The 12,408-nt window shown below is 41.4% G+C and carries 9 protein-coding genes; 1 reads left to right on the forward strand and 8 read right to left on the reverse strand.

The features are described from left to right. From HWQ40_RS31210 to HWQ40_RS31230, 5 genes are all read right to left on the reverse strand, one after another. The coding region (locus tag HWQ40_RS31210) for an Hpt domain-containing protein (RefSeq protein WP_292785731.1) at positions 1-2,788 on the reverse strand (2,788 nt) is incomplete at its 3' end. Positions 2,789-2,904: 116 nt separating this feature from the next. Continuing rightward, positions 2,905-5,850 carry a methyl-accepting chemotaxis protein gene (locus tag HWQ40_RS31215; protein ID WP_292785732.1) on the reverse strand — a complete coding sequence of 982 codons (2,946 nt, stop codon included), beginning with the start codon at positions 5,848-5,850 and terminating at the stop codon, positions 2,905-2,907. 14 nt (positions 5,851-5,864) lie between these two features. Next, positions 5,865-6,395 (reverse strand): chemotaxis protein CheW, encoded by a 531-nt coding sequence (locus tag HWQ40_RS31220; RefSeq protein WP_194045023.1) that lies wholly within the window; start codon positions 6,393-6,395, stop codon positions 5,865-5,867. A gap of 13 nt (positions 6,396-6,408) precedes the next feature. Beyond that, a complete protein-coding gene (locus HWQ40_RS31225) occupies positions 6,409-6,774 on the reverse strand; it encodes a response regulator (protein ID WP_069073698.1) in 366 nt (121 codons plus the stop codon). 313 nt (positions 6,775-7,087) lie between these two features. Further along, entirely contained in the window at positions 7,088-8,266 is a 1,179-nt protein-coding gene (locus tag HWQ40_RS31230; protein ID WP_292785734.1) for a response regulator, read from the reverse strand. Between the two features lie 383 nt (positions 8,267-8,649). On the opposite strand from HWQ40_RS31230, the gene hmpF reads away from it, so the two are divergent. Next, positions 8,650-10,410, forward strand: coding sequence for a pilus motility taxis protein HmpF (gene hmpF, locus HWQ40_RS31235; RefSeq protein ID WP_292785735.1), 1,761 nt, complete (start codon positions 8,650-8,652; stop codon positions 10,408-10,410). A 56-nt stretch (positions 10,411-10,466) separates the two neighbouring features. Here the strand turns inward: hmpF and HWQ40_RS31240 are convergent, their stop codons facing one another. Genes HWQ40_RS31240 through tilS form a run of 3 tightly spaced genes read right to left on the reverse strand, consistent with a single transcriptional unit; the run spans position 10,467 to position 12,195 of the window. Continuing rightward, positions 10,467-10,868 (reverse strand): hypothetical protein, encoded by a 402-nt coding sequence (locus HWQ40_RS31240; protein ID WP_292785736.1) that lies wholly within the window; start codon positions 10,866-10,868, stop codon positions 10,467-10,469. Then, a complete protein-coding gene (locus HWQ40_RS31245) occupies positions 10,852-11,151 on the reverse strand; it encodes a type II toxin-antitoxin system HigB family toxin (protein ID WP_292785737.1) in 300 nt (99 codons plus the stop codon). Before HWQ40_RS31245 ends, HWQ40_RS31240 begins: the two co-directional genes overlap by 17 nt. 30 nt (positions 11,152-11,181) lie before the next feature. Next, positions 11,182-12,195, reverse strand: a complete 1,014-nt coding sequence (tilS, locus tag HWQ40_RS31250; RefSeq protein ID WP_292785738.1) for a tRNA lysidine(34) synthetase TilS — start codon at positions 12,193-12,195, stop codon at positions 11,182-11,184. Between the last annotated feature and the right edge of the window lie 213 nt (positions 12,196-12,408).

Consider the following 12,408-nt stretch of genomic DNA (forward strand, 5'->3'; position numbering starts at 1 on the left):
TCTGAATATAGGTCAATTCATTTGTAGCGACATCTTCAAACAGCAGTTGTGGATTCTCATCGAAAAAACCGAACAATTCACTTGGCTGTGCTTCGGGTGGCGCTGAATCTGAATTTTCCCCAAAACTGATAGTTTCTGATAGTTCATCCACAGTATTTTCTGTGGTTTCCATCTGAATATAGGTCAATTCATTTGTAGCAACATCTTCAAACAGAAGTTGCGGATTCTCATCAAAAGAGCCTAATGAATTAACTTCCAGATCAACAGCAGATATATCTGGGGTCTGATTAGTAAATTCTGGAACAAAATCTAAAGATTCTGGTTGTTGCGGTCTGAGAATTTCTTCCCCCGGATGCTGCGAGAATAAAGGCGTTTCCGGCGTGGAGGTATCGTTGATTATAGGAGAAATAGTTAAGCTACTTGATGTTAATTCATCAAATAAATTATCTCCATAATCTGATGATAATATCAAATCTAGCTGTTCTTGATGCTGGAAATTGATATCAAAATCTTCTTCTATATCAAAATTGGCTATAGGAGAAGGTATGGACTGCTGATTATCAGCAAAAATGTCATCAGCCCCCGCAGTAAACAAACTTTCATCTAACGCCCTTTCCACATTCTGCTCAATTAAGGAATCGAATTCGTCCTTTTCCTCTGTGGTTTCCTGGTTCCAGAAGTTGCTCAGATCGTTTTCTGATTGAGAAAACTCAGGTTCTGTTACTGGAGGTGTATCAAATAAATCACTGATTTCTGGGTTACTTGTCGATAGTTGTGGCTGTTCTTCCATTTCAGCAAACAAGTTGTCCAAAGACAAGTCTGTTGGCTGAGGTAATTCTATGTAGTCACTAGGGATAATTTGTTCTACCCAATTTGCATTTTTAGTTTCTAAGAATAAGTTATCAAAATTGTTTTGTTGGTTAGTAGATAGTTCCACACTGGTGAACGGCTCAGTTTCTGATTGAGTGACTTTGCTTGTTGGCAATAGTTCATCATCATCTAACCCCAGTGTCAATAAATCTTCGACTACACTATTTTGGACAATCTCGCTAGTAGTCTGGTTTGTATCACTAGAAATATCAATAAATTCTTGTAAAATTTCGGAAGAAGATGAGTCTAAATTTAGCTCAAATTCGTTAATATCGCTCAACTCTAGAGGCGTAGCAGATGTTTGTTGATTTTGAGGTTCTGAATTATCTTTTTCTAGGAAATGATCGCCAAATAACAGGGATAAATCTTCTGTTGTGCCTGTGGTTATTGGGTGTAGCCCGTTGCTTATATCTTCATTAAAAGAGAGTAAGTCAGATAAATCGTTATGAGCGTCTTCAGCCTCAGTGCTGCTCAAATCAATTCCAAAGTCATCGATAGCAACAATATCTAAGGTTTCTTCTTGATGCCAACTTTCATCTAGTTCGGGAGTCTCACCGTCAAATAAATCGGCAAGGGTATTTAACTCAGCTATTCCTACCTCTGGCCCATTGGGATCAAGATTGTTACTGATTGGATGTGCTTCGTCATGTGTGGTGAAAGTAAGACTAGTGTTTCTACTTTCGTTTAGTGGTATTCCTTGTAACTGAAGGGAGGGGTGATCGCTACTATCTTTGTCTAGATTTAGTTCTTCAGTTGTCTGGGCTAACGCCTTGGTGTTACCAGATAGAATTGGCTCTGATTCTGTGAAAGCCGCAGATTGTTCATCAAACAAATCAGGGGTAATTTCTAATAACTCAATTTCTGCAAAGCTCAAAAGTGCTTCTAGTTGCTGACTAATTGCAATTTCGGCTTCTCTACCTTGCAGGACTAATTCTTGAGCTTGTTTGATTTCGGTAATGACGATTTTAGCTAAAGTCAGATAAGTATTTTCAGGATTGCCGATCGCACTGGCTGCTGCTTGACATAAACCACACCATTTGGGCAAATTCCAAGTTTCACCAAGTTTGACTAACTGGTGACAGCATTGCTGGAGGTTTTGCCGAGTTGAAGGTGTTGTAGTTTGCTTAAATAATTGCAACATTTCCCGCAGTGTTTGCAGCACTTGGGCTTGAAACTCGCTCCAGTTATTATTTTCTTTAGCGGCGACTGGCGATAGCCCAGCGTTAGCGAGTCCACGAGCGTCTAGCCCAGCGTTAGCGAGTCCACGAGCGTCTAGCCCAGCGTTAGCGAGTCCACGAGCGTCTAGCCCAGTGTTAGCGAGTCCGCGAGCGTCTAGCGCCTCGTGGGGTACTACCGAGTCTGGAGATTCCTGAGGGGTGTCTTCTGCCAGATCGGGAATATCTCGCCGCATGAAAATTTCTGTAAGTGTGGAGACATTCTCTATAGAGGTTGTAAGTTCTGTTGTGTCAGAACTGCTGGCTACTCCACTCTTTGCTTGTTCTACAAGTAGTTCCAGATGCTGATACAGCCATTGAAAGACTGGCTCAGTTTCTGACATCAAAGTATTAGCTGCATCTTCAGAAAGACCATAAGGCCCACTCAAATGCTCTAACAGCGATTTTAGGGTATCAGAGACACCAAGAAATAAAGACTCTAACTTTTGGTCAATCTGAACCGGATTATCTTTGAGAATTTTGAAACAATCTTCCAGACGGTGGGAGGTATGCTGGATGCTAGTCAATCCAAGCATCGCCGCTCCTCCTTTGATGGAGTGAGCCGCCCGGAAGACCTCACTGATCATTTCCGGGTCGTTCAGGGTACCCTCTAAATTCAGCAAGCCCTGCTCAATGGTATTCAGGTGATCCCTGGCTTCTTCGATAAAGTAACCCAAAATCCGCTGTTGTTGTTCCGGCAGCATAGCAAAAGTTATGAGTTATGAGTTATGAGTTATGAGTTATGAATTATGAGTTATGAGTTGTAAGATGTGAGTTGTGATTTTTATTTCTAACTCCTCACTCCTAACTCCTAACTTTTTTATCTGGTTTCCATAGTTTCCACTCGGAAACGTTCAACGGAGGCGATCAAGTCACGGGATACACCTACTAAGTGTTGTAGAGCACCTGAAACTCGCTGTGCTTCTTGGGAAGTTTCTTGGGCGGTCAGTTCTACTGATTGCATTACATGAGCGACGGCGCGGGAGGTTTCCGTTTGTTCCACAGTGTCGCTAGTAATAGATCGCACAAGAATATCGATGCGATTCGCTACTTGAATAATGTTTTCGAGCGATCGCTTCGCATCTTCTGCCAATTTTGTCCCTTTAATTACTTGTTGTGTGCCTTCTTCCATCGCAGTCATTACTGAGCCTGTTTCGCTTTGGATTTGCATCACAATTTGTTCAATTTCCTTCAGGGATTTAGCAGATTTATCTGCTAGCTGGCGCACTTCATCTGCAACGATCGCAAACCCGCGTCCTGCTTCTCCGGCTCTTGCCGCCTCAATACTAGCATTGAGTGCCAGCAAGTTTGTTCTCGAAGCAATTTGAGAAATCAACGCCACAATTTTAGAAATTTCTTGGGAAGATTCCGCCAACCGCTTCACTTTGCGAGTGGTTTCGGCAACGGTTTCTCGAATTTCTAAAATGCCTGCTACGGTATTTTCTACTGCTTCGCCACCTTTGAGAGCGATCGTACTAGCATCACGAGCAACGGTTTCAGCTTCCCGCGCCGCCTCTGCTACCCGCTGAATCGAATCAGTCATTACCTGTACAGAATTCAGCGTTACTGCCAACTCTTCTGCTTGCCGCAAAGCATCACTAGATAAGGCTCTTGCAAAGGTTTCGGAGTTGGTTGCACCTTTTGTCACATCCTTCGCCGCCACTTTTACCTGTTGAACGATATCCCGCAGGTTTTGAATTGTTAGGTTAAAGGCGTCAGCTACGGCTCCCAGTACGTCAGCTGTCACTTCCGCTTGAACTGTTAAATCGCCTCTAGCCGCTCCTTCCACATCATCCAACAAACGAATCACCTGACGTTGCAGGTTTTCTTTGGCTTCCTCTTGTTCATCGGCTTTGCGTTGGGCTTCACTTGTGGTTGTGAAAATTACCCGCGCCATTTCATTAAAGCCAGTGGCTAAATGCCCCAATTCATCTTCGGAAAACACTGTGGCTTGAGCATTCAGATTTCCTTGACGTACAGCCTCAAACTGAGCTTGGAGATCATCAGTTGTGCGCCGAATTTGTTTAAGCGCGAGATTCCCCATGAAGCCTGCGGTAGCAAAACCTGCAATCCCCGCGGCTAGTGACATTGCCCAACCTGTGTTTCGTACTGATTCTCGTTGTTGGGGTGGCGAAAATGTGGTGGCGACAAAGCTAACTGTGGCTACAACCAACGCTGAGACAATGCCCACACTTCCAGCAATTAGCCATTGTTTCCGTTCGATGGAGGCATTTTCTAATGGTGCTAACCATCCCTGCTCGATGCTGACGTTGGGTTCTAGTTTCGAGATATCTGTTTGGCTAAAGACTGGAACGGCTTCATGGGAACCAGTCATTGAGAACAGTTCCTCTTCGCGATCGGCTGAATTACTTGGAAAAGCCTCCGCTACTTGAGGGCGTCCAGTGTCACTAGTTTCTGCTGGAGCAGAATGCATTGCTGCATTACCGAAGTTAGAATCTCCTTCGATCAGGTCAAACCCTGGAATATTGCCTAAATCGTCAAATTCCTCAAAGTCATCTAAAAACTCGATATTACTCTTAGAATTTTCTCCATTCAGTATATTGCTTGAATCTTCATAAGAGTTTAAACTCTCTGAGCCAAAGGCAGACTCAAACGCTTCCATATCAAAATTTTCATCGTCATCAAAGCTATTTTTCCCGATTAATTCACCTGATTTAAACTGCTTTTCCTTCTGATAAAAGTTACTATTAAAAGATGATTCATTATCAGGTATATTCGGCTGAAAATCTGATTCTATCTCTACTTCCTTTGGTGTTAACCAGTTATGCGATTCGGTTTCAGACAAGTTATATTGACTGCCGTATTCCGACTTATTTGTTGTTGGCGAATCATTTCTTAGATCTTCTGAAACAATCAGTAAAGTTTCGTCTCCAAAACGAGATTTTTTGTATTCTAATTTTCCAATACTCTCCTCTGGAGACTTTGCCTCACTCAACAAATCAGGGTAATTATTCTCGCTATTACCAGGTTGGACAGGTTGGAAATTAGATGAAGAGTTATTATTGTCAATAGTTGAATTTTCGTGAGGATAATTTATCCCATTATCTGAGAATTGACTATTTGCTAATGATTCTTCGAGAATTTCTTCTGAGATACCTTCCTGCCAAAAAGCAGGCAACTCTAATTCTGTGTTTTCCTCCCAGTTTTTATTTGACTCTTCTTCCTGTGATTCTTCATTGATGGCAAAAGGGTCGTCACCAAAAGCTATAGAAGAATCTGAGATTTTTTCTGTTCCAATACTATCTTCTGTGGGTATATCAAATGGGCTTTTTGAAGATGTATCTTCAACGCCATTCATACTTTCTTGATGCTCTCCAAAAAAGTTAAAATCAAGGTTCTCGCTGTCAAACTCCTGATTAGCGCTTAAATCTTCTAATTCTGGTTTGCTATATGCCAGTGGATCAGATATCTCTGAGGAATTTATTTCCTCTTGATTTTCTAATGGATCGATCTGCCCACTAAATGACTCTAAATATTGATTGATATTGTCAATTCCATTCTTGGCAAAACCAATAATTTCTTGATCGTTAGTCAAGCCTAATACCTGTTGATATTCTTCTTTTGCTACATCGTACTGCTGTAAAACATAGTAGATGTGACCCCGCAACAAATGGGTATTGGGGTCATCTGGTAAATTTTGCACCACTTGATCGACTAAAGTGGCCGCAACCTCATAATTTCTTTGAACATAGGCGGTCATCGCCTGTTGATATGTTGGCTCGTAATTATCAATACTTGCTGCCATTTCCTCCTCCAATTTCATCCTGCCCACCTAGCACTTCGTACAATTGCCATTTGATCGAGCAGTCGTAGACACTGGTTATTTTTAGCACCTAATGACCACTCTCCACGTAAAAAGGGAGCCATCGTATCTGGAACACTAGTTGGTGGCATAAGATTCTGGACATCCAACCAGTCCATACCACCGATTTCCTCTACTGCTAAACCTACTATTGTGTCTTGCTCTTCAATGGCAATCACCGAAATTTCAGCTCTATCCGTGTTTAATGCACTTGCTTCCCCCAGAAATTGACCCAAATCGGCCACCCAAATAACTCGACCTCGTAAATTTAGAGTACCCAAAAGTAAAGGAGAAGCATTAGGAATCGGGGTGATTCTATCAGGACTTAGTTCAATTACCTCTCGGATGCCAGTTGCTTGTAGTGCAAACTCCTGATGCGAGGGAATGTAAAACCTCAAATGTAACTCACCTTCAGGACTTTCTACTTGTAATTCTGGTCGAAAGTGGTCTTGACCGCTGCCACTTAAAAAGTCCGGTTTGCTGACCATGTTGTTTTTATCCTTATCCTCGCAGCAGTTGTTTGACTGTTCCTACCAACTCGGTTGGTTGAAACGGTTTGGCTATGTAAGCGTCTGCACCCTGCTTCATGCCCCAATAGCGATCAAATTCTTCGCCTTTGGAAGAACACATAACCACTGGGACATTTTGGGTTTTTGGATCGGATTTTAACCGCCGACAAACTTCGTAGCCGTTCATTCGGGGCATGACAATATCTAATACCACTAAATCTGGAGGTGCTATTTGAATTGCCTCTAATGCTTCTAATCCATCACTAGCATGGGTAACTGTTAGGCCAGTTGCTTTCAGGAGGTCTGTAATCATCTCCCTTTGCGCGATACTGTCTTCTACAATCAGAACTGTGCTCATAAGTGTCTATTTACCTCCTGATTTAGACGTTCCTAATTGGAACATTCCCTGATTCCTCCGCAAGTATTAACTGTATAAATTAATTTTATGTCTTCACTATTTTCCCGTAGATTGACGTTTCACTCAGTTAACTGACTCTGTGATAACATCTTTTAACTCATCTTTTAGTAGATCAACAAATCTTTGATCTCTTTATATGCCCCATAGATGAGGGAGATGAGGGAGAAATCAATTCAAAATTCAAAATTAAAGAACTTCTGCCTTCTGCCTTCTGCCTCCTCTTTCCTAATGCCCCATGTCCCATGCCCAATTTTCATTGGTTGTTGATATATTTCTCTACGAGCATCAGTAACTCATTGTCTGTAAACGGTTTTGTCAAATAATCTGTTGCCCCGACCATCCTAGCTTTGACTCTATCCATAAACCCATCTTTCCCAGTAAGCATGATAATCGGTGTGAGCCGAAATGCTGTTGAATGTCGCAGCATGGCGCAAACCTCGTATCCTTCCAATTCCGACATAGCAATGTCGCATAAAATTAAATCCGGTTTTAGTTGAAAAACCAGACTCAGTGCCTCTAAGGGATTGGTAAGAGCGATCGCTTCATAACCTTGTGGTTGTAAGATGGAATTTATAGTCTCACCGATGGCGATCGCATCGTCAATACATACTATCCGCCCCATCGGTTTTCCCTTCAATTCCCAGCTATCCGTGTGTGTATCGGGTTGATTAGTCTCTGAATATACTAGTTGTAGCCAACTTTGTTGCACATAAGGATATATTGCCTTAGCGACTGTCAAAATGTCTCGGTTGAGATGGCGAGCCAGTTGTCGCAAGGATGTTTTACCATCAGCCCAATGTTGTAGCTTACTGACGGTTGCTTCTGGTAAAGAAGATTGTAGCTGAACTTTGTCAGAGAGCACTGGCAATTGTTCTGGAGACTGAATGTGTGGATAGAGTTGCTTCCACTCTTGCAGCTGCTTGGTAATTTTTGTCACAAATGGAGCAATCTCAAAAGTGTTTAATTGCGGGGCAAGTGCCGCACCTTGATGGAAAATGAAGTTACCTTGACGTAAACTCAGCAGGTCAAAGAGAGTTTCATGCACTAAACCGTAAATGATACTACCAGCTATCTTTGGGTTGATGATATTCCGCTCCAAGAGTGCCCAAAGATAGGCATACTCTGGCGCGTCGGTTGGTGGTAGTGAGACAATTTGTTTGTCGGTGAGTCGCATCTCAACTCGATAATGACGTAAATAATCGCTAATTCTGGATAAACTACTCTCGCCTTCTTGGCAATAGATAATTTGACCATTAAGGAAAAAAACGAACCAAGACTGTTGTTTAGGGCGATAAATGTTTGCTCCATCTCCACCCAGTTTATTGTTTTGGTGAGAGCTATAAGCTTCCACCCATAGTTGCCCAGTTCGCTGTCCCAATTCAATCAATTGCAGAATACTGCAAATATCAATTTCATTTAAATTTCCCTGCATTTAGCTAAAAAGTACTCCTTAGTATTGCTGAATTCTGAATCGTGAATTATGACTTCTTCTTTAAGTACTGATTATGGAGTATTGAAAAGATTTTTACTCTGTTCTGATTTTCATTAGGGAATACATTAAACTATAAACCTTCATCTTTCGTAATACACTTTGACAAAGCTAGTGTTAACACGGAAGTCATCATCACTGTCATCAGTACAAAATATAAAGGCGCGACCAGGTCGCTTCTATAAGTATCAAGACGTAACATCTTGCGTCTATAGTTTTGTCTGTCTTGTTCTCCTTAACCTTGGTTCAGTAAGACAAGTTAACAGAATTATTTAAGGTATATCTCAAAACATGAACTTTAAGTGCATCAATAAAGGACTAACGGTGTGCTGTATTTAGCAGAAGTACAAAAACAGAAAGGTGGTTTACTCAGTGGCGGTGGCAAAACCGAACTGAAACTGCTAGCTTGTCAGCGAACTGACCAGAATTGGAGTACTGTGTCGGAAGAAGTGATTGCCGCTGAGGACGCAAGCAAATTAAATGATGGTGCTTTGGTATTGGTTGAACTGAATCCGAATCGTCAAGTGCAGCGGATTCAAGAAGCAGGGCGTCCACTCGTCAACATTTTGCAGAATTTTTCCCGCCAGTTGGAGAAATTTAAACTCAAGGAAGATGAGATCGATCAGTGGAAACAGTCACTAACATTTCAGGCGCAAGAGTTGAATCGCCGTGAAATGGACATGGAGGTACGAGCAGAACAGTTGCAGCAATTGGAGGATGAGGTACAACACCTAGAGGAGCAAAAACAGGAAGTTGACACCTCCCGCCAGGAAATTGAACGATTACAAGCAGAAATTGAGCGCAACCGCCAAGAGTTGGAAGGCGCTTGGGAGCATTTACGGGGTGAGCAGCGTCGCCTGGAAGAACGCCAAGCGGATTTTCAACAAGGGACGGTTTTGGATGAGGAGCAAAGTCGAGTAATGAGTGAGTTACTCGATCGCTTGTCTAGTCGTGTTACTCCTACGGAAACAGTTAGAGAACACCTGCATCTAGCCTTTGAATTGGTCGAAAAGCAGCAAGCGACTCTTACCCCACACTGGCAAAAACTGGAGGAGCAAAAAATTGCGATCGTACAACAGCAAGAAGAAGTTGAGCGTTTATCACAAACTTTTAGCGATCGCCAAAATGCATTGCAAGAAGCGCAAAATTCTCTAGTTCAGCAAACAGCACAATTGCAAATAAATACAGCAGACCTTACCAGTAAGCAAGAGTATGCTCGGATCGTCAAAGAGCAGTTACGAAACGCCGAAGAGTTATATCAACAGATTCACTCTTTAGCTGCAACATCTGGTGACGTAGTTCTCGGCAAGCAAGCTGATGTGGGGGCTTTGGATAAAATGCCTTTAGAAGAACTACAAAAGATAGTGCAAGACTTGCAGCATAAGTTAGAAATCGACGCTAGCTTTGTTCACGATCAAGAACAAGAACTGAAATATAAACAAGAAGCTATAGAACAACTCCAAACTAAATTAAATCACGCATCTGACCATGACCACATCAATTTGGAACTGGAACTAACGGATGAAAAAGACCTTTATCAGATGCTAAATTCCAGTTTGGTGGGACAACGCCGCAATATGCTACAGCATCAGAAGTTTCTTAAGCAACATCAAGCTGTACTGCTACGGCGGCAAGGACATACTGTTACTGAAGAAGAAAGTAACAACAAAATTAATTTAGAACCGATTCTCTTACAAATTGAAACCCAGCGACAACAATATTCACAGGAAATCCAAAAGCTGGAACGTGAAATTGAGCAGATTCGTTCTGGTCTTGAGCTAAATCAGGGAATGATTGACAATCAAACTCACGATCTAGATGAAAAGCGCCAAGAACTGAAAACGATTGAGGAAAATTTGCTATCCTTACGAAGAACAACTGTTGAATACTATGGTCGAGTAAATCTTTATCAAGAAGCACTACAACCAATTCAGGATTCTCTAGATGGATTACGGCAAAAGCTGCAAGGAATTGGAGAATCTTTAGATCAATTCCAGGAAACTGGTGATTATCAAGTCCAAGCGATCGCTCAGTTGCGTCATACTCTCCAAAGTTTAATGCCTCAGCCAGAATTACTAGCATCTTAACAAGTATTTGGGCTTTAGCCTAGCTAAAGTCCAAGTACGAACTACGAGCTTAATTATTACTCTATAAATAAACTAGGTTCTACATGAAAAAACTCTCCCAGCTTACGAGCTTGTTCTGTATTTATCTTCTCTTGTCCATTTAAAATATTATCAACCAAATCTTCTGTCCCTAAAACTGATACTAAATCATCTCTACTTCTCTCAGATTCTTCTAAAATAAATAACAACATAGATGCAGGATTATTCTGCTGGCTTGGCTGATAATATTCTTGTTCAAACTTTTCAATTAAAGTAATTAATAACTGATAAAGTTCGTCTTCTTCTGGGGTGCGTTCCCGGTGCATTAAATCTTCCACTATCCCTAAAGCTTGCTCATTTTCAGCTTCACTCTTTAGAAGTTTGGGAAGATAAGCTGTTAATAATTCCTTGTATTTATCTGGATTAAAAGTAAGGGTCATTTTTCCAGTTCTCCTTATCATATTCTGCATGGTTGAGGATATATTTAATATAAATTAACTGCCATTCATAATCTATACTAACAATCAAGTGATATTTATTTCCTTTAATATTGAAAACTGTCAAATTACCAACAGCTTCATCTTTAGGAAAAACCTGCTGTACTTCAACTAAATTTGACCATTTCGCTTTAGTAGTAAGTTTATACCAATTGCTTAATGCTTCTTGGCAATCTGAATGGTTCTCTGCATATTCTCTTAATATTCTAAAACTAATAATGTGCATCGTCTCTGATAACAAAAAGCCTTTAAATAACTATTTAAAACAGATCCAGTCGCCTTCTACTTGAGCGATCGCACCACCAGGAAATGGATCGGTTTGCGATCGGTTAGGCGCTATAATTAAAGCCCTTAATTTTTCGATGTGTTCAAAACTAGGGGCATCAGTCAGTATTTGCTGCAATACCTGACGCATCACCCGACGTTGCAACGCCAGTGGTGCCTTCTGCAATACTCGACGATTTAACCTTAAGGGAAGAAGAATAAGCGAATCTCCTTCATCCCCAATGCCCAATGCCCAATGCCCCATGCCCAATGCCTCATCCCGCAACTCCTGGGCAGCTTCTTCTAAATATTCCACTTCAGCTTGGAGAAGTTCTGCTGTTTGGGCTAAGGCTGATTCTACTTGGGGGTTGAAATTATCTCGCAAATATGGTATTAATTCTTGGCGAATGCGGTTACGGGCATATTGCAAATCTTGATTGGTGGAATCTTCCCAAATTGGTAATTTAAATTCTTGACAAAATTGCTCTGTTTGTGAACGAGTGATTTCTAAAAGTGGACGCACTAGCATAATGCCTGTACTTAAAAGGCGTTGCCAAGTCAGGGCTTGTAAACCATCAGCACCAGTACCGCGAATTAAATTGTAGAGGAGAGTTTCGGCGCGATCGCTTGCGGTGTGTCCTGTAACTATATATTGATAATTATTTGCCTGAGCGATCGCATTTAAAGCTTGATAGCGCCAATCGCGTGCAGCAGCTTCACTATTTATAGGCTTGTTCGCTGTTTCTAAATAAAAAGATATACCCCAAGTTTTAGCTAAGTTTTCGACGTGATCAGCATTAGCCTCGGAGTCAGAACGCCAGCGATGATCGCAGTGAGCAATACCTAAATCCCATCCCCATTTGGATTGTAAATCTAAAAGTAATTTTATTAAACATAGAGAATCTTGTCCGCCGGAGACAGCGATTAATAGCCGTTGATTGCGTTCAAATAAGTGGCGCGATCGAATTGTGCGATGGATTTTTGCATGTAGGGGAGTCCATATCATTTTAATTTTTTTTCAGCGCACATGGACACAGATAATTTTCTATTATATCTGTGTATATCAATTGGGGTATTAGTTTTTACCTTCCTTTAGTTGCTGCCGAAGGTCGTCAAGGGGAGAGCCTGAAGATGAGGCGATAGAGATAATTTACTTAAAATTAATAGTGCTAATTAAAACTGAGTATCTATCTCCTATTTAAGGGTGAGGGATATTATA

This window comes from Nostoc sp. NMS9, assembly GCF_017114995.1.
Taxonomy (GTDB): Bacteria; Cyanobacteriota; Cyanobacteriia; order Cyanobacteriales; family Nostocaceae; genus Nostoc.

Excerpts from the sequence above, each read along its gene's own strand:
- HWQ40_RS31245 (WP_292785737.1), bottom strand. The coding sequence starts at position 11,151 with ATGCACATTATTAGTTTTAGAATATTAAGAGAATATGCAGAGAACCAT.
- HWQ40_RS31230 (WP_292785734.1), bottom strand. The coding sequence starts at position 8,266 with ATGCAGGGAAATTTAAATGAAATTGATATTTGCAGTATTCTGCAATTG.
- tilS (WP_292785738.1), bottom strand. The coding sequence starts at position 12,195 with ATGATATGGACTCCCCTACATGCAAAAATCCATCGCACAATTCGATCG.
- HWQ40_RS31240 (WP_292785736.1), bottom strand. The coding sequence starts at position 10,868 with ATGACCCTTACTTTTAATCCAGATAAATACAAGGAATTATTAACAGCT.
- HWQ40_RS31220 (WP_194045023.1), bottom strand. The coding sequence starts at position 6,395 with ATGGTCAGCAAACCGGACTTTTTAAGTGGCAGCGGTCAAGACCACTTT.
- HWQ40_RS31215 (WP_292785732.1), bottom strand. The coding sequence starts at position 5,850 with ATGGCAGCAAGTATTGATAATTACGAGCCAACATATCAACAGGCGATG.
- HWQ40_RS31225 (WP_069073698.1), bottom strand. The coding sequence starts at position 6,774 with ATGAGCACAGTTCTGATTGTAGAAGACAGTATCGCGCAAAGGGAGATG.